The sequence below is a fragment of the Bradyrhizobium sp. CCBAU 53340 genome (assembly GCF_015291645.1).
GTDB lineage: Bacteria > Pseudomonadota > Alphaproteobacteria > Rhizobiales > Xanthobacteraceae > Bradyrhizobium.
Genome location: NZ_CP030055.1, coordinates 2,269,158 through 2,289,004, shown reverse-complemented (window position 1 = coordinate 2,289,004; position 19,847 = coordinate 2,269,158). Strand labels below are relative to the sequence as shown.

Sequence of the window (19,847 nt, the reverse complement as noted above, 5' to 3'; positions counted from 1 at the left end):
TCTTGAATTGCCTTACGGCGACTTCTCGCGCTCGTCGTCGACCAGAAACCGGCCATACGTCCCCCGCGCAAACAGCAGCGGCTCCTTTGCGTTGTAAGCATAGGCCTCGACAGCACCGAGAAAGATCACGTGGTCGCCGCCATAATAGCGATTGACGGATCGACACTGAAAACTCGCCACGCTCTCGGCAAGCACCGGCGCGTTGCCAAGGCCCGGTGTCCAATCCACGCCGGCGAACTTGTCCTCGGACGACTTTGCGAACTTGTTGGCAAGCGCCTGCTGTGAAGTGCCCAGCACATGGACGGTGAAATGGCTGGCATTCTGAAACACGGTCAGGCTCGATGAATAGACCCCGAGGCTCCAGAGAACCAGGGGAGGATTGAGGGAGACCGAGGCAAACGAATTGCAGGTGATTCCATACGGCTTTCCATCGACGGCCGTGGCCGTGATGATCGTTACGCCGGTTCCATAGGTGCCGAGGGCGTTGCGAAAATCACGTGGATCAATCTGCGAGTTGTCGCTTGCAAATTCTTTGGCCGGATCAGGAGCCGCCGGCTGCTTTGGCAGATCATTCATCAGCCGGCCTCACAAGGTGAGATTCTCGGACGGCAAGCCAAGCGCAACGCGTCCATAATTGGTTCCGGCCGCATCGAAATTGAATGCGAGGTGCGAATTGATCGCGTGCGCATCGCGAAACTGCCGCTGCAGCACGCCGGTGGTGAACAGGCCCCGCGCCCCGCTCGCCGCAAAGAGCATCGAAACGGCATCCGTACACAGATTGACCGAGAATGCCCCGTCACGCCGATATTTGGTCTTCCTCGCCATGTCTGGCGTGCGGTTGCACCGAGCATCCTCCATCGCCTCGATGCAGGCCGAGCGCATGATGAGGCGCGCAGCATCGATCTTGGCGGAGGCCTCGGCGATCTTGATTTGCGTACTTTGGAAGTCGCTCAGCTTGGCGCGGTTGTACGTCGATATGCGGTGACGCGCGACCTCCGTATAGTCGTCCAGGCAGGCCTGTGCGTTTCCGAGCGCTACGCCGGAAAGCACATAGGGAAACAGCGAGAATACCGGCAGCGCATACAGCGGATTGGGGTTCACCTTGCTTCCAGGTGTCGCGCCTCCTGCGAGATCGCCCACGGCGATCGTCATATGCTCAGGCACAAAGGCGTCCCTGACCTCGACATCTGACGACCCGGTGCCGCGCAGCCCAGCGACGTTCCAGGTATCGAGGATCTTGTAGTCGGCCTTAGGCAACAGAAAGATGCGGTATTCGATGCCATCGGCCTCGTCGTCGGACGAGACGACACTCGCCAGCATATTCCATGCGCAGGAGCCAACTCCCGACGAGAAGGGCCAGCTTCCGTGCAGCCGATATCCGCCTTCGACCTTCGTGGCGCGGCCGGCGGGAAAGATGAACGATGACGCGATCAGTCCCTCGGGGTCCCGGCCCCAGACCAGATCCTGCGCACGCTGCTCGAACATGCCGAGCATCCAGTGGTGACTCGCCAGGTTGGCAAGATTCCAGGCCACCGATGCATCGGCCCGTCCCAGCAGTTCTGCGCAATCGATCAGGGCAACGTAATCGAGCTCGGCGCCGCCGATGCGCTTCGGCTGAAGCATGCGGAATAGGCCGGCATCATGCAGGTCGCGCTCGGTCTCGGGGGGTAGATGCCGCAATTCCTCAGTGCGAGCCGCGCGTTCCCGCAGCTGCGGCAAGAGCGACCTGGCTTTGGCAACCATCGCTGCATAAGCTCGTTCGCCGGAGTCTGTCGCCACCGACTGACCTTTGCTCGGCTCTTGACCAGGCGCCATTCGTGTCCCTCGCTCCGGCTCCTTTATGCTGCGAGAACCTTGCCAAATCAAGCTGGTGCGGCACTCAGCCCGGCGTGGTGGCCTTGCGTGGCCCGAATGCCCCTTGTTCGGCCAATGCCGCAATCCGGTTCTCGCTGTAACCAAGCGTCTCGCGCATGACGTCTTCCGTATGCTCGCCCAGCAACGGCGCTGCTATAGGATCAACTGCCGCCGTTAAGCTCATGCTGATCGGCGGCTCGATGTTCGGCACCCATTGCGCCGTACGATGCGGGATCCGGCTCAGGCGCGCGCGCTCGCGCGCTTCGGGTGCATTGAATCCTTCTTCGACGGTCCGGAGATAGCCGACTGGAATATTGGCCAGCTTCATCTTCGCCATCCAGGTCTCGAGCGTGTCGCTCGCGAACACTTCCGCCATGGCAGCACGCAAAAGCTCCTTGTTCTCGGAACGCGCCTTGCGCGTGGCGAATTGCGGCTCGTTGATGAGATCCGGCCGGTTCAGCACCTCGACCACCAGCCGTCGATACAGCCGATCATTGGCGCATGCCATGTAAAGCGGACCATCCGATGCCTCATAAACACCGACGGTGGGAGACCCGCTCGGCGAATTGCCGAACCGTCCGGGGTTTTCGCCATTAATCAGATAGGCCATGCCATAAAAGCCGGTCATTCCCATGGCGACGTCGAACAGTGCGACCTCAACATGCTGTCCGCGACCGAGCCGATCCCGCGCCAAGAGCGCCAGCAGGATGGCATTGCAAGCCGACATCCCCGTCGCCATGTCGACAATCGGCGGGCCGGTACGAACCGCTGGGCCATCGGCGAACCCGTTGAGCGACATGAATCCGCTCTCGGCTTGCGTAATGGGATCGAAGCCCGGGCGCGAGGCGAACGGTCCGGTACGGCCGTATGCGGAGATCGAGCAATAGACCAGCTGCGGATTGAGCGGCGCGACGGCCTCATAGTCGAGGCCGAATTTCTTCATGACCCCGCTGGAGAAATTCTCCACGACCACGTCGGCCTTGCGGATCAGATCCAGCGCGATCTCGCGAGCCACCGGAACTGAGAGATCAAGCGCGATGCCGCTCTTGTTGCGGTTCAGGCTGAGATAGGCCGCGCTCTCACCGCCGATCTCGGCATGCTCATAGGCGCGCGTGTCATCGCCACCATCAGGGTTTTCTATCTTGATGACGTGCGCCCCGAAGTCGGCGAGCGTCTGTGTGCAGGCGGGCCCCGCGACCACGCGCGTGAAATCGATGACCAGCAGGCCATCAAGCGCAGTTGGTCCTCCAGCCGCTCGCGACGAACGTTCCGGCAATTGAGGCTTGGTGGACATTCCTAGGCTCCCTTACATCGGCTTGTGCTCGCCGAATTTCCCGCAAGCGAACTAAAGCCCGGGGCAGGCAACTTCGCAAGTACTTCAACGACAACGCTTCAATACGCAAAAAGACCCGGCAGCACTCAGGCTGCCGGGTCCTCGGGTTTTCCTGTTGGAAGATCGCACTTGGGTCGGCACATGCCGTCTGGCGTTGCGTCTCCTTCCGCAGCACGGGAAACCCGGTTCAGCGGAGCGACCTTCGCCAGTAGAGCGTATGTGACCAGGCCCAGGGCACCTCGGGTTCGTAGAGCCGATAGCCCGCCTTGATGAAGTTATTCGCGGAAACGAGATTGTCCGTCGTATCGGAGACGATGCCGTCCCATCCGATGCGCCGACCGCGCGCTTCGATCGCCCGCATCAGTCGGAGCTGGAGCCCCCTGCCCCAGTGCCGCTGAACCACCCCAACCCTGGCGAAGTAGCCACTATTCCGCGCGTAAGCGGACGGCATGACGCCGGCAAAAGCGACCGCATCATCACCGCGATAGGCGAGCCACCACGCTCCAAGGTCGAATTGCGGCATCGCCGCAGCATCAAAGAACGTCAGCCGGTGCAGATCAGCCAGGGTATCGACGACGTCGTCATAAGACGCATCGACCATACGAATTCTGTACATGACGGGATCCATCGGGAATGAAACGGCCCAAATCGGCCGCGCGACAAGGTCACAATGAAGAGAAGCTCATTTGCCCAATACGACCTTCACGCCGAGCCAAACGGCTCCCATCAATCCGGTCGCAATCTTGTCGCTGAAGAGCTTGAAACCGTGGCCGAGCCCGAGACTCTCGATCTTGCCCTCGACCAGCCGCTTCGAGGATTGCGCCAGCGTCCGCTGCGCCTCGCGGATGCAAACCGCAAGCGTGCCGCGCTCGGCCTGGCAGGTCTCGACCAGGAGTTCGCCGAAGAAATGCGACTTGCCTGAGCCACGCCCGCCGTAAACGCCCTTGTAGCGCGCAGGTTTCAGCAGCGGCTCGAAGATCTTGGCCGTTGGAATTTTCAGGGTGGACATGGTGAGCGCCTCTTCTCCAGCGACGACGCTAGGACTCCCCGCTGCCAGACTTTTCCGGATGCACGATGATGCGCTCGATCCGGTGGATCAGTTCCAGCACGCCATCATCGCTGTTCTCGAGCGGTTGCGCCACCTTGCCCCAGCCGCGATCGAGGATCGCGTTGGCGGCCGAGACGCGAGCGGCCGGCGTCGCCTCGTCGCTCCGCATGACGCCGACGAGGACATTGATGGCCGTCCTGGTATGAGAGCGCGCCAGGGAGCGTATCTCGGTCAACGTCCGCGCCTTCGACGTTCTCCTGGCGACGGGCCGGTAGACGTCTGCGAACTCAGGCTCGTGTTCAAGACCGTCGCTCATGCAAAAATCTCCCACACGACAATCGCGACCAGGCCCGCGAGGGCAAGCGATATCAGATAGACCGTCATCCTTCCTCCAACAGAAACAACAGTGCGGCAGATCGCGATACGACGCGCGATCGTTTCGGCGCGAACCTTATCCCCGTCCTGCGGAGACCGCGGCGGCGCAAGCAAAGGGCTCGCGCCGCGGGCCGGCACGTTCGCGCGTGCACGGCCAATAAAATGGTTCGGACGGCGGCGCGCTGATCGGCGCTCCATGAACGCGTTTCAACGAGGGCGAGGCCGCGATGCGCGAGACGCCGTCCGATCTCGAAGTCGAAACGAAAAAGCCCGCAGCGGATGTTTCCGCGCGGGCCTCACAAACTCGTTTCGATGGTGCCATTATGTCGGTGTTTTGCCCGACGTGTCAAAGCTCGATTTGACATTAGATCGCGGCGCTACGATCCCGCAGCGAACGCGATGCCATGAAAAAACCCGCCGCGGATCATTCCGCGCGGGCTGAACCAAACTCTTTCGATGATGCCATCATGCCAGTGTTTTGCCCGACGGGTCAAGCAACATTAAGCTGGGTTGAAAAACTCGGCTATGGATCTCTAGTCTTGGCGAAGAAGTGGCCGTATCCAACGAGAGAACCATTCTTCTGAATCATGTCGCGGGTTCGTTGGGGCTTCCAATCCCCAGATCGGCGGTGGAATAGCATAGCTCGGCTCATCAGCGAATGTGCCAACCGGGCTGCTAGCCTGCTGTGGCCACTTTCCTTCTACTCGCCAATTGCCAAATCGATCGTCGAATTCAGAAGAAGGCAGATAGGGTACCGGCGCGCTTCCAGATTCAAACACGCTGCTGCCAGCGTTCGAAGTGTTCACGCGGGCGAGGCGCCGGACTTCGTCGGGCGCAGTTGCTCCGGCGGTGCGAGCGGCCGGGGCCGAGAACTGACCGAACGGTGTGGATGGTGTCGCAACAGGCGCAGTTCCTGGCCAGTTGCCAAAACGATCGCCGAAAGTATCGGAGTGCACCGGCTGCTGATCGAGAGTATTACCCATCGACGGTTGTGCGCTGGATTGAGCTCCGAGTGGCAGGCCACCGCTTCTGCTCGCGTTCGATGCGGCATCTGTGCTGAACGGATTATACGGAGGCGCACCGGTGGCAAAAACCCCGCCGCTGGAGTTATTGCCTGGTTTTGCATCGGCAGATGAGCTCGCTGCGGCACCTGTTATACCCAGGGCGCTCAAGGCCGACGCCCACGCCGGCAACGTTGCTAGCAGCTCAGGCGCTACCATCGCAGCCCCGAATACTCCCAGCCCAAGAAGCGGGGACGGATCGTTCGGGTTACGAGGCATCTCGTACGGATTGGGTCCCAGCGCTGGCGATCCATCGGACATGAATCTCATCACGTCGCCGGATTCCGGATTGAATTGGAGAATCTGAGGCATCGATGGCGCGGCGGTGCTTGAAGGCAGTTGTCCGAACTGTTGCCAATCCGGACCGCCCGCAGGAAAGCCAGACAATCCATAGGTCAAACTCGGGTCGCTCCGGGTGAAGCCTTCCGGAGCGAACTCTGCAAGCGGAGATGGAATGAAGCCCGGCAACTGTGGAACGTGATTCGGATCGACAGGCTCCGAGCCTGGAACACGGAAACTGTCATCAGTAGCCACGAAGTTCTGTTGCCATGGCGTTCCGGCCAAGTCCTTGTTCCCCGAAGTGATGTTAAGTCGCGGGTTCTCCCGAATCGCTTTGCTCAGCAGCTTTTCTCTCGCCGCATGCCCGAGGATGGCGGACCACTTCCCAAGATGGTCATTGCCCGTCCCCGCACTTCTCCGGTCAAATTCTGCTAGCGCTCTAACTTGATTCCTATTTTTCGCCCGATACCCTGCATAATTTTTGACGACGGTCTCAACTCCTCGAGCCACTTCTTCGCCGGTCCCTCCAATCGGCACATTGGTGTAGAGATCGCCATTAATGAGACCAACGCGCATTGCATCCATCAAGTCGCGTATCTCCTTCGCCCGAAGATTTGGATCCTCGATTGTTGCGATCAAATCAAGAGTCTCGTCGACTGCTTCGTAGTAACGAAAATCATGCCCGCCTGGGTGTGGCGACACGCCCATCTTTCTGGCCAACTCATAGTCTGCCGGCAGATAGATCAGGTTCTGCGGAGCCTGCACGCCAAGCGTCTGCTTATTCAAGCCCCGAAATGCGCTGTGATCTTCGAATTTCTGCGATATGATATGATGTTCCCACAGAATACCCATGGCGTCCCCAAATGGGCGCAGACTTCGCGCGTGTTGAATGTCGTTGGCTGTTTGACTGACTTCGCCAGGCGGAGAAAAAATGCGGCGCGCAATAGCGCGCGTATGGGTCGGGCGCCGCGGGTTCTCGGCGTACGCGCATCTATCCGGGTAAACTGATGATTTCAGTGCGGGTCGGTGAGAAGCTTGATCACGCAGTCTCGCGTTTCGGTTCAGAGAACCGATGAGGACGGGCAAATGCCATCGTCGGGGCGAGATGCGACGGCAGCCGACAGAGACGAAGAGATGTAACTATGATGAGCTAGAGATCGGGTGACACATCGGAGATGCCTAATCCAAATCTTCTGCGTATGCCGTGCCAGCGACTGCAGTGAGGCAGAGCTGAAGATCGCTTTGTCTCACCCGTGCTTCAGAACATCAGTAAAGTATATCTTCAGGCCTGCCGACTTGCAGGCGTTCTTCAGCTCCTCGTCGCATATTGCCCAGGAGTCGTGATAGGCCATACGAAACATATGGGCATCGCCGATCAAGTCTTCCCGAAAGACAAGCTCGGTTCGACCGAAAAAATCATAGCACTTTTGACCGAAGTCCAACTTACGTGGATCGTCGCTGATACCAATCTTCAAACGTGACCGGCCCTCATCCAGTGCGTCGAGAACACGAACGACTTGACAGAGCCAATATGGCGGCCCATCCCAGGTTCCCTTCGGGACTCGCACCGCGCATTGCGCAAACACAAACCCGTTCGGATCGACCGACTCGAACACAGCCTTTGTCCGATCGGAGATCAGCCATGCATAAAAAAAGGGTGCAAGATCCCGCGGACGACGTGCCGCGGACTTATCAAAAAGGAAGCGTGGAGTTTCTGCCAAGTCAGAGATGCGCTCTAAACCACATGGGAGCTCCTTCTCATTCTCCAGTTCGAAGTGGAATGCCTCGCCGCGCGATCGAAAAGCGTTGACTCGGTAAAACCTTCTCTGGTGTGCGACTGCCCGGAGCCTCCGTGGACGCTGTTCGCCGGGGGATGCAGTCATCATTGCGCTCTCTGAATGTGTCTCATTCTCAGCTTTTCATGAGCGACACTGCTGAGCAATGCCCATCTGCTTCGTTATGCTCCACTAAAGCGAGCCGTCAGTACAGAGAAACACAGGCATTCCATTGAACTGATCGGAATTCTTGTAACGAATCGCCATGCGCTCTTTGGCATCGCCGCCAAAGGTATCGCCATCTTTAAGCACGCGTCCGTGCTCGATGAGATAGACGACGAGGCCTTCCACCTTTTCGACCAGCGCATCGAGCGGCAGCCTGGAGGACTCGAACTGGATCTCACGGTCTACAAAAGCGGTCAGGCCCAGGGTTACAGCACCGATGCCTTTTCGCGAGCGGAAAGGGAGGACATCGACCCAGAGCGGGAAGGGATAGTCGGGAAACGGCGCGAAGGATTGCCTGGACAGGTGCAGCCAAAGATCCGCTGGACGCGCGACCTTGGCGTCCCACACGACAGCGCAGCATTCCGGCGCTGTCGCGATCAACGCGCCAATAACAGCCGTCATCAGACGAGCCTTGGACAATAATGGCTGGTTTTTTCCGAGCACCGAGACGATCAAATGACCGCGGTGTCGCGCTGCAACGGTGCCTGCCTCGGGCCAGGCCGGAGCCGCGCGCGACCACAACCCTGGATCCTGCGGAATGGGCGCCGGCATTGACATAACCGCAATCAGTTGATCACCACAGCGGAGAACCGACCCACCGGCAGACCCCTGGCCGACATCCATCTTCGTTGCCAATTCCGGATGCCGTCTGCGGACCGCCTCGGCAAGCGCGACCATGTCGGGCGTTACCGGCCTCTCCAGCAAGACAAGCGCAAGAAACGATTTACTCATCGCCGCCTCATAGGGGGATTCACGCCCATGGTCTGCTCGCCCTAAGGTTGAGCATACTTTATAGAACGAAACAAGAACAAAATCGACAAATTTTTCTGTAGAGGCCCAAATTCGGCGCGGAGAATGGTGCTCTGCCAGCGCCATTTCCAAAAACAAAATGCCCGCCGCCGATTGCTCCGCGCGGGCCGAACCAAACTCTTCCGATGATGCCACTATGCCAGTGTTTTGCCCGACGGGTCAAGCCTGATTTAGGCTAAACCGAAAACGGCTCCGGCGCATGACGGGGGGCTTGGGGCGCCGGAGCCGCCATTCCAGCCGGCCAATCGGCGGTATGCCGGCACGAGACCAAATCCGGTCTGGAACTGAAGGTTCCTAACGCCCCTCGCGGTGCGAATTTGCGCGCGGTGCCTCGTGCCAGGCTTTCACTTGCGGACCCGAAGTCGCGGCGTCTCGAGTAAACGCGACAGGGCGCTTGCGCTGCAACGCCAGCGCCATCACGCTTCGTTCAGTCCCGCGCCGCGATCGACCACGGCAGCTTCCCCCTTGGGGGTGAGCTCGTAGGTGTCGCCGTCCTTCTGCACATAGCCGTCGGCGATGAGCCGGAATAGCTGCTCGTGGCTGTCATCACTGAAGGCGATGGACTGGCCGATGTCGCAGAGCATGGCGATGTCAGCGTCCGTCAGCATGGGCTCCTCCGGACGATACAAATGTCCGGGGCCGCTGCGGGTTCCTGCGGCAAAGGCCGGCGCGATGCCGCGACATCAAAAAAGCCCGCTGCGGATCGCCTCCGCGCGGGCCTCACTTTTTCGATGATGGCATTGTGCCAGTGTTTTGCCCGACGTGTCAAAGGCGCAGCACGTGGGACGGCGAAGGCCGTCCTCCCACCTCAATATGTGGTGTGCAAGGGGCTTGCTTCAAGCCGCTCACCTCGGTGTAGACCCCCTCGCCTCACACCTAGCCGAGGGGTCATGACATGCCTGTGCTGCTTCCGACGTCACGCACGCGCGCCCGCACTGCACACGCGCGCGCCCTGGCGCCGCATCATGCCGTATTGATCGCCGGCGGCGGGCCGACCGGATTGATGCTGGCGGCGGAGCTGGCGCTGGCGAAAGCCGATGTCGCCATCGTCGAGCGCCGCGCCAGCCAGGATCTCACCGGCACGCGCGCCGGCGGCCTGCACGCGCGCAGCATCGAGATCCTCGATCAGCGTGGCGTTGCCGATCGCTTCCTGCGCGAAGGCAAGGTGACGCAGCTCGCCGGCTTTGCCTGGACGCGGCTCGACATCGGCGATCTGCCCACAAGGCACCCTTACGGCCTCGCGCTGCGACAGAGCCACATCGAACGCATCCTGGCCGACTGGGTGGAGGAAACAGGCGTTCCTATCTATCGGGCCCGCGAGGTGAGCGATGTCGTGCAGGACGACACGGGCGTCGACGTGACGCTCGCCGGCGGCGCGACCTTGCGCGCGGATTATCTGGTCGGCTGTGACGGCGGCCGTAGCCTGGTGCGCAAGGCAGCACGCATCGAGTTTTCCGGCACAGATCCGACGCTCAGCAATCTCATGGCCGAGGTCGCAATGCGCGCGGCCCCGCAATGGGGCCTGCGTCACGACGCGACAGGCTTTCACGGCCTCAGCCAGACGGAGAATGGACGCGTGCTGGTCGTTCTCACCGAAGCAACGCGCGATCGCAGCGGCGAGCCTTCCTTGCGCAATCTCAGCGAGGCGCTCATCGCGGTCTACGGCACCGATTTCGGCGTCCATAGCCCGTCCTGGATCTCGCGTTTCACCGATGCGGCGCGGCAGGCCGTCTGCTATCGCAACGGACGCGTGCTGCTCGCCGGCGATGCCGCGCACATCCATCATTCCGTCAGCGGACAGGGCCTCAACACCGGCTTGCAGGATGCCGTCAATCTCGGCTGGAAGCTGGCGCAGGTGGTGAAGGGCATTTCGCCCGACAGCCTGCTCGACAGCTACCATGCCGAACGCCATCCCGTGGCCGCCCGCGTGTTGCGCAACACGAGGGCGCAGATCGCCCTGCTCCGCCGCAACGACGACGGCCGCAAGGCCGCGCGCGAAATCGTCTCCGAGCTGCTCGCGATGGACGAGCCGCGCAAGCGCTATGGCGCGATGATGAGCGGGCTCGACATCCGCTATGATCTCGGCGACGGGCATCCCCTGCTCGGCCGCCGCATGCCCGATCTGGCATTAACAGTCGAGGGCCGCACCCTGCGGCCGTTCACGCTGCTGCACGAGGCGCGCGGCGTGCTGCTGAATTTCGGCGGGCCCGACGTTCTCGACATCTCGCCCGACATCTCGCGTTGGGCCGATCGTGTCACGCGCATCGATGCCAGCTATGACGGCGCTTGGGAGCTTCCCGCCCTCGGAACGGTCGCACCGCCGGCCGCCGTGCTGGTGCGGCCCGACGGCCACGTGGCGTGGGTCAAACATGAGAACCACGGCGGACTCCCGGAGGCGCTGACGACCTGGTTTGGAGCTGCCAGCTAACGCGCGGAATCGTCGAAGGCGCTGCAGGACCAACGTGTCACAAATATCAGACATGACGAGGCGACGTGCCGGGTCGACGGAACTGTGCACGCGTCGCGCGCGTTTCTTCAGCGAAGGAACTATCGCCCATGAGTCATACCGTTTTGGTTGTCGACGACGACGCCGGCGTCCTCGACGTGATCGCCAGCATGCTTGAAGAGCTCGGTTGCGAGGTGGTTGCGGCGCAGAGTGGACCGGAAGCGCTCGAACTCCTCGCGCAGAACGAGTCGATCTCGATCCTCATCACCGACATCAATATGCCTGGCATGGATGGTCATGAACTGGCCGAGCTCGCGCGGCGTGCCCGCCCCAACCTGAAGGTTCTTCAACTGTCCGGCCGCGAACCGCGTCGCGGCGGCCTCCCAATGATCCGCAAGCCCTTTTCCCTCGAGGACCTCGCCAAGACGATGAGGCAGACCACCGGTGCCTGTTGACCCCGATCAGGAGACCACCATGACACCCAAGACCTCCCGAAAAAAGACCTCCCGAAACATGCCGGCGCCGCCACCGCGCAACGACAGCGCGCGCGACACGCAGCAGGCCGTCATCGACGACGCGGACAAGACCGAAAGCAACGATCGCGATCTCGTGCACGGCGAGGGCGGCAGCATCGGAATTCCTGCGAGGCCGGTCGATCTCTCGAAGGACGATTAGCTCGTCGCGCTCGCCAGGCCAATGCGGCCCAGCTGCGAATGATGAAAATGAGTAGGTCGCTCAAAAGGCCGAGATGACGTATCGAAAATGACGCACGTTGAATCTTCGCCATGCCAACAAAAGATACAGACGCGTTCCGCGCAACGGCGTAGGGTTGACGCATCACCGCAAGGCCCGTGGCAGATATCGGTGATGAGAACGCCGATCGCGCTCCCGCCTCACCCGAACAGGGAGCAGCGCCATGCCGAAGCGGCGTCGTTTCAAGCAGACCAGGACACTCCACCAGCGGCTCGCAGAGGAAGCCGCGCAGCTCCGCGAGCAAGCGCGCGCGCTTGCGCCGGGACGGCGTCGCGAGATGCTGCTGCGCCGGGCGCGGCAGGACGAGACGGCGATGCAGATCGACGCCTGGCTGCATTCGCCCGGCCTGAGGGCGCCGACATGATCCAGCAATATCGCGCTTATCTGGTCGGAGAGGATGGCGTCTTCCGCTCCGCGGAGGCTTTCGAGGCGACGTCCGACACCTCCGCCCTCGCCTACGCGCGGCAATTCGCGCGCCGCGGCGACGTCGAGGTCTGGCAGCTCGGTCGGAAGATCGGTGTGCTGAAGGGCCTGCAGCCGCCCGAGGCCTGACGAAGGCCGACGCGATCCGCGGGCGAACCGCGCTAACGCCCGGCATCACCACGCAGCGATCATCCCGCATGACGGTCCCCACCCGGCGCCGCCGCAGGTCGTGGTCTATCCGCGGCCGGTGCCGCCCCAGGTCATCGTGCGGCCGGTCCCAGTGCCGGTGGTCGTGACCAAGCCGGTCTATGTCCCGACGCCGCCGGTGGTGGAGAAGACGGTGGTCGTGCAGCGGCCCGTGGTGGCGGCGCCGCCCGCGACGTCCGCTCCCGTCGTCAACAACAACTGCAATTGCCTCGTGAAGGAATATCCCCAGCCCGGCGTCATCGTGTTCAGGGACATCTGCACCAAGGAGAGCGCGACCTACAGCAATCTGCCGCAGCAGACTTCGCAGGCGGTGCTGCCGCCGACGCAGTAATCCGGCAGAACCGAACCGAAGATACGGACGCGACAGGATCTCCTGCCGCGTCCGTTCTGTTCTGGCGCCGGGGGTAACTAGGCCGCTTGATGCAACTCCGCGGCGCGCGCGACCCGCGCTTCCAGCAGGGCGATCGAGGTCCGCAGATTGTCCCTGCGCGCGCGTAGCGCGAGGGCCAGCATCGAATAGGTGGCACTGCCGGGATCGGCATTGCCGGCACTGCGCTCCTCCTCGGCTATATCGCGCTCCAGCATCTGGACCCGCCAGTGCAGGTCGGAGATCAGAGCGTGGAGCTGCAAGGACGCGGTCGCTTCGAAACGGGACGTTGACTGCATGTGATCGCCTCAATCTGGGACGGCCCGATTGGCCGGGCCGCGATTGAAACGCCATGTAGCAAGAGCGGTGCCAGCTCTCTTGGGGATCTTTTGGGGAATCTTTTGGGGAACGGGGAGCAAGCGCCCGAGCGCCTCACTCCTCCGCCAGCTTCCGCTCGATATAGGCGTCCACCGTCTCGGCAAACGAGCGTTGCACGCCAACCGAACTGACATGCAGCTCCAGCGCATCCTGCTGGAGCACGCGCAGGCCCCGCCTGCCGGCGCTGACCGGCGCCATCGCCAGGTAGTCGTCGATGGCGCTCATCGCCAGCGGAATGCCTTTCGGGTCTCCGCGCGCAATCAGCAAACGCAAGAAGCTCAGGCAATCGGCCAAACCCGGCATGGGCTGGTATCTCAGCCCTGCTGCGACTTGGACTGCGACTTGGGCTTCGGCTTCCTGACGGGCTGGGTATGGGTCCCGAACAGCGCCAGCAGCAACGCAACTTCTTCCTTAGAACCAACCTGGATCATGGCTATCTCCTTTTCGCTCCGTTGGTCGGTTCCAACAGCGAGGGAGTTCAGAACGATCTGGTTTCAGGAGTGTTTCAAGACTGTTTCGTCGCAATGGCCGGCCGTATCGATCGCTCAGCCATTCGGCTGCCAGCCGATGATCGCGCCGACGAGGCAGAGCAGCGAGCCGAAGGCCGTGCCGACGAGTTGCATCCAGTACCGGATCGGCATGGTGTCCCGGTAAAACATTTGCCGCGACCACCTCGACCAATCCAGCCAGTCATCGTTAACGAACAGGATCTTTCTCTCGACATAGCCATACCAGGCCTTGCGGGCCCAATAGATGCTGATCCCGATCGCAAGCAGGCGGTAGAGCAGGTCAAGAGCGGGGTTCATGCAGGCATCCGTTCACCGACACGAGCTGCGACCGAGGCAATAGCTCTGCCTGTCTTGGTGTCGCCGGAGAGGATGCAGGTTCAATCGCGATCGCGATCAAGATGCGGACGTTTTCTCGGATGGCTCAAACTTTAATCGAATGCATGGGAGCGGATTCGGCGGAACGAAATCTCTCCGCTCCATGCTGGCACATGTTCGTTCTCACGCGAGGGAGCCAATGTACTACGTCGCCGCCACATTACTCGGCCTGTCAGGACTGTTCTATTCGGCCGGCCGCCATGAGCTCGGCTCGTTCGGCGCCGATGTGTGCAGCTACGGCGGCGCCTTCTGTGACAGCCCAATGATCGTCTTCACCGGCGCGGCGCTTGCCGCCGCCTGGGGCATGTTCGTCAGCATCAAATAGACGAAAGCCCGGCGTCCACGGGGAGGCCGGGCTTGTTTGGTCGCGCGCGCTTACTGGCGCGCCGAGCCGGGTGCGCCCGGATTATTCCCGCCATACTTCGACGAGCCGGTGCCGCTGACGCTGGTCGGCCCGCCCGCAGTCCCGTTTGGGTCAATGCGCGCCGCAGTACGGCCGGGGGCGTGCATCATGTTCATCGAATTGAACCAGCCGTGATGGCGGACGTGGCGGGTCGCGTGGGCCGAGGTATAGCCGGCAGGGATCGCCAGTAAAACGACCAAACTCAGTGCTGCTGCTTTCATCGATGTTGTCCTCCTCCGAGGAGAACTGCGAGTTGTGTTGCCCGTTCCTGCCGACGACGCCGGCGCGTCGAAATCATGCAGGCCACAAGCCGTCGAACGACCAGCATTCACACCGACAGCTCTTTGCGAACGGCCGCGGCCGAATTGCCGACCTTGTCGACGGCCTGTTGCAGCTCCTCCCTGGAGACGCCGAGCGCATGGGTCCAGTACTTGACCTCCCAGGCTTCGTGCATGTTGATCTTGCTGCGGTCCGGCTGTTCGCGCTTCGTCAGGCGGTCCATTGCGACGTCCTCCACACGACAGAAGAACGCCACCATGCCCCCGCTGTTCCGAACCGGCCGCACGGCGCGGGACCTGCGCGCGTGAAAGCACTAAATTCGGAAAATCAGCTATGGCCAGATGGTCGACTGGCGCACGATGGATTCGCGTGCGATGCCGAGCGAGCCCTCGACTTGAGAAATGTTAACTCGCGAGCCCCGCCCCGCCCTTGCCGCGCTTAACATTTGTTGTGTTCCCTCATTTCGCTAACGCATCGTCCACAATGTTCAGGAGCTGAGGCGGCGTCATTTAACCTTTGTTGTCAACAACAAGCCGGCGTCTGTGCTTTTTGGCCGTCGCGCGCTCAGTCGCGCGGGGGACCGAGTGAACGTGACAAGCGACATGATCTGGGCGCCGCTGTTTCAGCGCTTGAAGACGACGACCGGCGCCGACGACAAGGACCTGCAGGCTCTCGCGGCACTGCCGTTCGCGCTTCGCCACTACCGTGAGAACCAGACGGCGCTGCGTGACGGCGAACAGCCGAGCGAATGCTGCCTGATTGCGGACGGCTTCTGCGTCCGCTCCAAGACAATTGCGGATGGTCGGCGCCAGATCCTGTCGATCCACATTCCCGGCGACCTGCCTAATCTGCAGAACCTCCACTTTGCGACCGTTGATCACGACCTGATCGCGTTGTCCGATTGCACGCTGGCTTTCATCGCTCACAAGGCGCTGAACGACCTCATCCGCCAGCGCCCGGGCGTGGGTGACATGTTCTGGCGCGACACGCTGGTCGATGCCGCCGTGTCGCGGGAATGGATCGTCAATGTCGGCCAACGCTCAACCTACAACCGCCTGGCGCATCTGATCGTCGAGCTGCGTGAGCGGCTGCGCCTGATCGGCCGGGTGATCGACAACACCTTCGCAATCCCGCTGACACAGGAGCAGTTCGGCGAAGCCATGGGCGTGACCAGCGTCCACACCAATCGCATCCTGCGCGAGTTGCGTGTCGACGGCGTTCTCGAGCTTCAGCGCGGCACTGTAAGGATTCTCAACGAGCACAAGCTCCAGGAGCTCGCCCAGTTCGACGGCCGCTATTTGCATCTGTCGCCGCCAACCTAGACGGGCGGCGATCTCCCATGAGCGAACACCTCAAGCGTGTCTGCAAGCGGCAGGGTCACGCTCTTGTCTCGAAGCGAAGCTAAATCGCCGTCACGGGAAGGCCCCGCACGCGGCTCGCCTTGGAACTTTCCGGCTCTATTTGCGCTTAAGCCTTGAATTCGCAATTTCCGGAAGGTGCGTCCTGTCGAACCGATCCAAACATCAAGCCAGTCCTGACAAGGTCGCTGCGCCGGCCAAGCCGACACCGACGCTGCTGCAACGGCTCGGGCCGGGCCTGATCACGGGGGCGGCCGATGACGATCCGTCGGGCATCGCCACCTATTCCCAGGCCGGAGCGCAGTTCGGCTATGGGCTGCTGTGGACGGTCTTCCTGACCACGCCGTTCATGATCGCGATTCAGCTCGTGAGCGCGCAGATCGGCCGGGTCACCGGCAAGGGTTTGGCTGCCAATGTGATGGAGCTCGCACCGCGCTGGCTGGTGCTGGGGCTCATAACGCTCCTGGTTGTCGCGAACACCTTCAACATCGCCGCTGACATTGCCGCGATGGCGGAGGCACTTTCACTCGTCATCGGCGGGCTCAACCACGAGCACGCACTGATCTTCGCGGCCGGCTCGACCCTGCTCCAGGTTTTCCTGCCTTACCGCCGCTACGCGCCGGTATTGAAATTCCTGACATTGACGCTGTTCGCCTATGTCGCAACCGCCTTCACCGTGAAGATTCCATGGAGCACTGCGCTACTCGCCGCGGTGTGGCCGAAGGCGAATGTCGGCGCCGACTACTTCATGATGGTGGTCGCGGTCCTCGGCACCACGATCAGCCCCTATCTCTTCTTCTGGCAGGCCTCCCAGGAGGTCGAGGAAATGAACCTTGGCAAGCGCGACCGACCGCTGCGCGAGGAAACACGCCGCGGCGGCGATCCCGAGCTTACGCGCATCAAGGTCGACACGACTCTCGGCATGTTGCTGTCGAATGGCATCGCGTTCTTCATCATCCTGACCACGGCCGCGGTGCTGAACGCCAACGGCGTCACCAACATCGGTTCGGCGACAGAAGCGGCCGAGGCGCTGCGGCCGCTCGCCGGCGACTTCACCTTCGCACTGTTCGCCCTCGGCATCATCGGCACCGGCCTTCTGGCAATCCCGGTGCTGGCGGGCTCAGCGGCTTACGGCGTGGCGGAGATCTTCGGCTGGCGCGCGACGCTGGAGGCACGGCCCGAGAAGGCGGTGGGCTTCTACACCATCATCGCCGCCGCAACCATCATCGGCTTCGGGCTTGGCTTCACGGGGATCGGCGCGATCCACATGCTGGTGTGGAGCGCCGTACTCAACGGCATCGTCGCCGTCCCCATCATGGCGATGATGATGATGATCGTCTCGAACAAGACGATCATGGGGCGCTTCAGGGCCCGATCGCAGCTCGTCGCGCTGGGATGGCTCGGCACCGCGCTGATGGCGCTCGCCGTCCTCGCCTTGCTCGGCTCGTCCGTGATCGGCTAGAGCGTTTTCGAGCGAAGTGGATACCGGTTCGCGTCAAGAAAACGCGTCAAAACAAGAATCTAGAGCCCCGTTCCGATTCCATCGGAACGGAAAAGGCTCTAGAGCGGTGTCAGCGCGGCCGAGATCTGAGACGCAATGACGAAGGCCGCGAACACGGCCGGCACGCTGATGAACCGCAAGAACTGATCTACTGAAAGCATTGTTGTCTCCCCAAAGACAAAGCGCCCTCGCCTGTCGCGCTACTCCACCCCTTGCGCGACGTGCTGATCGGCTGTCAGAAACCGATCGGAAATGGCGGCCCCACTCATCGTGAGGAGCGCCAGAAGCGAAATCATGGCCAGAACTACATGCCGACTTGATCGGTTCCGATTGTGGCCAAAAAAGCCTGGGCTTGGCCCAATTTCGGGACGATCCCGTAAAAGATCATGGCTATCCCCATCGGATTCTACGGGCTTTTCCCCCAATGAGGCCGAAAGGCGCTGCCGGCCGTGCCTCGGCGGGCTTCACGCCGATCCGTCACTAGCCTAACAATCGTGGCTGGGCCCGGGCTTTCGACCGGGCATAAGAACAACAACGCCCGGCACGGCGACAGGGAGCGACATGGCAAACTCATCAAAAGCAAAAAATCTCGATCTCCTCGCCTGCGACGCCGGCTGGAGAAACTACCATTTCGTCAAGGTCACGACCGACGACGGCATCATTGGCTGGAGTGAGTTTGACGAAGGTTTTGGTTCGCCCGGTGTCGGCGCCGCGATCCAGCGGCTATCCGCCCGTGTGATCGGCCAGAACGTCTTCCAGCACGAGCGCATTCATGCCGAACTGTTCGCCGCCACGCGCCCCGCCGCCGGCGGCGTGGTGGCCCAGGCGCTGGGCGCGATCGAGAATGCGTTGCTGGATGCCAAAGCAAAGTGTCTCGGCGTCCCCTGCTACGAGCTGCTCGGCGGCAAGATCCGCGACCGCATCAGGGTTTACTGGTCGCATTGTGCGACATGGCGGATCAATCATCCCTCCTGGTACAAGCCGCCGATCGAGAGCCTCGACGGCGTCAAGGCGATGGGCCGGGAGGTGCGCGAGAAGAAATTCACGGCGCTCAAGACCAATATCTTCTCTTACGATGACGGCAAGCCGACCGGCTGGCGACCCGGCTTCGGCTCCCCCTTTGCGCCCGAGATCAATGTCGACCGCAAGATCCTGCGCGACCTGCGCATGCATCTGGAAGCAATGCGCGACGGCGCCGGCCCCGACGTCGACATCCTGCTCGACTGCAACTTCAACGCCAAGACCGAAGGCTATCTGAAGATCCTGCGCGAGATCGCCGATCTCGACATGTTCTGGATCGAGATCGACAGCTTCAACCCGCAAGCGCTGGGCTACATCCGCCGGCAGAGCCCGCATCCAATCTCGTCCTGCGAGACGCTATTGGGCATGCGTGAATTTCTGCCCTATTTCCAAGAACAGGCGATGGACGTCGCGATCATCGACACGCCCTGGAATGGCGTGTGGCAGTCGATGAAGATCGCCTCGGCCGCGGAAGCGTTCGAGGTCAACGTCGCGCCGCATAATTTCTACGGCCATCTCTGCTCGATGATGAATGCGCATTTCTGTGCGGCGGTGCCAAACCTGCGGATCATGGAGATAGACATCGACCGCCTCGCCTGGGACAGCGAGCTGTTCACGCATGAGCCGCAGATCGAGAACGGCCATCTGATCGTTTCGGATCGTCCGGGTTGGGGCACCGAGCCGAACGAGGAGGCCCTTCGCGCTCATCCGCCGAAGACGACCGGAGGACTTCTCAACTACGGCCGCAAGGGCTGAAGCTTAGGGCTGCACCGGATTGATGGTCGGGGACGTCTTCGGCCCCGGCCGTTCCGGCTCGACCGGCGATTTTGGCTCGGTCGGAAGCACCTTGGCGCCCACCGCATGGGCAGCCTCGCCCGTCGTCGCATACATTGCGACATGAGCCGGTTGGGTCTTGGCGCGGCTCCATGGCCCGTGGTCGACGATCAGCATCGCGGCAATCGTCACGGCGGCCACGATCATCGCGATGACGCCGGGATGGCGCAGCGCGATAGAGATGGAGTTTGCGAAGCGATCTGTTGCCATCGAAGAATCCGCACCTTTGTCCTT

27 protein-coding genes are annotated in these 19,847 nt (G+C 61.7%); 10 read left to right on the top strand and 17 right to left on the bottom strand.

Features of this window, described 5'->3' with window-relative positions:
• Window positions 1-12: 12 nt before the first annotated feature.
• The 11 genes from XH89_RS10780 to XH89_RS10730 form a co-directional block, all read right to left on the bottom strand.
• The gene (locus tag XH89_RS10780; protein ID WP_194467040.1) at window positions 13-576 is read right to left on the bottom strand and encodes a flavin reductase family protein; all 564 of its coding nucleotides are present in this window, start codon (window positions 574-576) and stop codon (window positions 13-15) included.
• A 9-nt stretch (window positions 577-585) separates the two neighbouring features.
• Window positions 586-1,815 (bottom strand): acyl-CoA dehydrogenase family protein, encoded by a 1,230-nt coding sequence (locus XH89_RS10775; protein ID WP_194468440.1) that lies wholly within the window; start codon window positions 1,813-1,815, stop codon window positions 586-588.
• 64 nt (window positions 1,816-1,879) lie between these two features.
• Window positions 1,880-3,148, bottom strand: coding sequence for a CaiB/BaiF CoA-transferase family protein (locus XH89_RS10770; RefSeq protein ID WP_194467039.1), 1,269 nt, complete (start codon window positions 3,146-3,148; stop codon window positions 1,880-1,882).
• A 226-nt stretch (window positions 3,149-3,374) separates the two neighbouring features.
• On the bottom strand, window positions 3,375-3,803 hold the full coding sequence (locus tag XH89_RS10765; protein WP_194467038.1) for a GNAT family N-acetyltransferase: 429 nt from the start codon (window positions 3,801-3,803) through the stop codon (window positions 3,375-3,377).
• A gap of 66 nt (window positions 3,804-3,869) precedes the next feature.
• A complete protein-coding gene (locus tag XH89_RS10760; protein ID WP_246767792.1) occupies window positions 3,870-4,196 on the bottom strand; it encodes a phage terminase large subunit in 327 nt (108 codons plus the stop codon).
• A 28-nt stretch (window positions 4,197-4,224) separates the two neighbouring features.
• Entirely contained in the window at window positions 4,225-4,551 is a 327-nt protein-coding gene (locus tag XH89_RS10755; protein ID WP_194467037.1) for a hypothetical protein, read from the bottom strand.
• Window positions 4,548-4,808, bottom strand: coding sequence for a hypothetical protein (locus tag XH89_RS10750; protein ID WP_194467036.1), 261 nt, complete (start codon window positions 4,806-4,808; stop codon window positions 4,548-4,550). The genes XH89_RS10755 and XH89_RS10750 overlap by 4 nt, the downstream gene beginning before the upstream one ends.
• Window positions 4,809-5,143: 335 nt before the next feature.
• Window positions 5,144-6,802: an AHH domain-containing protein gene (locus XH89_RS10745; RefSeq protein ID WP_194467035.1), complete on the bottom strand. Its 1,659-nt coding sequence runs from the start codon at window positions 6,800-6,802 to the stop codon at window positions 5,144-5,146.
• Between the two features lie 395 nt (window positions 6,803-7,197).
• The gene (locus XH89_RS10740; RefSeq protein WP_194467034.1) at window positions 7,198-7,836 is read right to left on the bottom strand and encodes an imm11 family protein; all 639 of its coding nucleotides are present in this window, start codon (window positions 7,834-7,836) and stop codon (window positions 7,198-7,200) included.
• 81 nt (window positions 7,837-7,917) lie between these two features.
• Window positions 7,918-8,895, bottom strand: coding sequence for a DUF4261 domain-containing protein (locus tag XH89_RS10735; RefSeq protein ID WP_246767791.1), 978 nt, complete (start codon window positions 8,893-8,895; stop codon window positions 7,918-7,920).
• A 281-nt stretch (window positions 8,896-9,176) separates the two neighbouring features.
• Complete coding sequence (locus tag XH89_RS10730) at window positions 9,177-9,368, bottom strand: hypothetical protein (protein WP_194467033.1); 192 nt, start codon at window positions 9,366-9,368, stop codon at window positions 9,177-9,179.
• A 287-nt stretch (window positions 9,369-9,655) separates the two neighbouring features.
• On the opposite strand from XH89_RS10730, the gene XH89_RS10725 reads away from it, so the two are divergent.
• From XH89_RS10725 to XH89_RS10700, 6 genes are all read left to right on the top strand, one after another.
• On the top strand, window positions 9,656-11,188 hold the full coding sequence (locus XH89_RS10725) for an FAD-dependent monooxygenase (protein ID WP_194467032.1): 1,533 nt from the start codon (window positions 9,656-9,658) through the stop codon (window positions 11,186-11,188).
• A gap of 143 nt (window positions 11,189-11,331) precedes the next feature.
• A complete protein-coding gene (locus tag XH89_RS10720; protein ID WP_246767790.1) occupies window positions 11,332-11,661 on the top strand; it encodes a response regulator in 330 nt (109 codons plus the stop codon).
• Window positions 11,662-11,680: 19 nt separating this feature from the next.
• Window positions 11,681-11,881 (top strand): hypothetical protein, encoded by a 201-nt coding sequence (locus tag XH89_RS10715; RefSeq protein ID WP_194467030.1) that lies wholly within the window; start codon window positions 11,681-11,683, stop codon window positions 11,879-11,881.
• A gap of 241 nt (window positions 11,882-12,122) precedes the next feature.
• On the top strand, window positions 12,123-12,323 hold the full coding sequence (locus tag XH89_RS10710; protein ID WP_194467029.1) for a hypothetical protein: 201 nt from the start codon (window positions 12,123-12,125) through the stop codon (window positions 12,321-12,323).
• A complete protein-coding gene (locus XH89_RS10705) occupies window positions 12,320-12,511 on the top strand; it encodes a hypothetical protein (RefSeq protein WP_194467028.1) in 192 nt (63 codons plus the stop codon). Before XH89_RS10710 ends, XH89_RS10705 begins: the two co-directional genes overlap by 4 nt.
• Before the next feature lie 100 nt (window positions 12,512-12,611).
• Window positions 12,612-12,920 carry a hypothetical protein gene (locus XH89_RS10700; protein WP_194467027.1) on the top strand — a complete coding sequence of 103 codons (309 nt, stop codon included), beginning with the start codon at window positions 12,612-12,614 and terminating at the stop codon, window positions 12,918-12,920.
• A 77-nt stretch (window positions 12,921-12,997) separates the two neighbouring features.
• Here the strand turns inward: XH89_RS10700 and XH89_RS10695 are convergent, their stop codons facing one another.
• The 3 genes from XH89_RS10695 to XH89_RS10685 all read right to left on the bottom strand — a co-directional run bounded on the left by XH89_RS10695 (window position 12,998) and on the right by XH89_RS10685 (window position 14,140).
• On the bottom strand, window positions 12,998-13,255 hold the full coding sequence (locus XH89_RS10695; RefSeq protein ID WP_194467026.1) for a hypothetical protein: 258 nt from the start codon (window positions 13,253-13,255) through the stop codon (window positions 12,998-13,000).
• A gap of 133 nt (window positions 13,256-13,388) precedes the next feature.
• The gene (locus XH89_RS10690; RefSeq protein ID WP_194467025.1) at window positions 13,389-13,637 is read right to left on the bottom strand and encodes a hypothetical protein; all 249 of its coding nucleotides are present in this window, start codon (window positions 13,635-13,637) and stop codon (window positions 13,389-13,391) included.
• Window positions 13,638-13,879: 242 nt separating this feature from the next.
• On the bottom strand, window positions 13,880-14,140 hold the full coding sequence (locus tag XH89_RS10685; RefSeq protein WP_194467024.1) for a hypothetical protein: 261 nt from the start codon (window positions 14,138-14,140) through the stop codon (window positions 13,880-13,882).
• Window positions 14,141-14,357: 217 nt separating this feature from the next.
• Here XH89_RS10685 and XH89_RS10680 point away from each other — a divergent pair, with 217 nt between their 5' ends.
• The gene (locus tag XH89_RS10680) at window positions 14,358-14,543 is read left to right on the top strand and encodes a hypothetical protein (RefSeq protein ID WP_194467023.1); all 186 of its coding nucleotides are present in this window, start codon (window positions 14,358-14,360) and stop codon (window positions 14,541-14,543) included.
• Between the two features lie 50 nt (window positions 14,544-14,593).
• Here XH89_RS10680 and XH89_RS10675 read toward each other — a convergent pair whose 3' ends face one another.
• Both XH89_RS10675 and XH89_RS10670 read right to left on the bottom strand, forming a co-directional pair.
• Window positions 14,594-14,842: a hypothetical protein gene (locus XH89_RS10675; RefSeq protein WP_194467022.1), complete on the bottom strand. Its 249-nt coding sequence runs from the start codon at window positions 14,840-14,842 to the stop codon at window positions 14,594-14,596.
• 107 nt (window positions 14,843-14,949) lie between these two features.
• Window positions 14,950-15,123 (bottom strand): DUF3606 domain-containing protein, encoded by a 174-nt coding sequence (locus tag XH89_RS10670; RefSeq protein WP_194467021.1) that lies wholly within the window; start codon window positions 15,121-15,123, stop codon window positions 14,950-14,952.
• Between the two features lie 361 nt (window positions 15,124-15,484).
• Here XH89_RS10670 and XH89_RS10665 point away from each other — a divergent pair, with 361 nt between their 5' ends.
• From XH89_RS10665 to XH89_RS10655, 3 genes are all read left to right on the top strand, one after another.
• Window positions 15,485-16,222 (top strand): Crp/Fnr family transcriptional regulator, encoded by a 738-nt coding sequence (locus XH89_RS10665; RefSeq protein ID WP_246767789.1) that lies wholly within the window; start codon window positions 15,485-15,487, stop codon window positions 16,220-16,222.
• A gap of 250 nt (window positions 16,223-16,472) precedes the next feature.
• On the top strand, window positions 16,473-17,720 hold the full coding sequence (locus XH89_RS10660; RefSeq protein WP_194468437.1) for an NRAMP family divalent metal transporter: 1,248 nt from the start codon (window positions 16,473-16,475) through the stop codon (window positions 17,718-17,720).
• A gap of 600 nt (window positions 17,721-18,320) precedes the next feature.
• Window positions 18,321-19,535, top strand: coding sequence for a mandelate racemase/muconate lactonizing enzyme family protein (locus XH89_RS10655; protein ID WP_194467020.1), 1,215 nt, complete (start codon window positions 18,321-18,323; stop codon window positions 19,533-19,535).
• A gap of 3 nt (window positions 19,536-19,538) precedes the next feature.
• Here the strand turns inward: XH89_RS10655 and XH89_RS10650 are convergent, their stop codons facing one another.
• The gene (locus tag XH89_RS10650; protein WP_194467019.1) at window positions 19,539-19,823 is read right to left on the bottom strand and encodes a hypothetical protein; all 285 of its coding nucleotides are present in this window, start codon (window positions 19,821-19,823) and stop codon (window positions 19,539-19,541) included.
• Window positions 19,824-19,847: the final 24 nt, after the last annotated feature.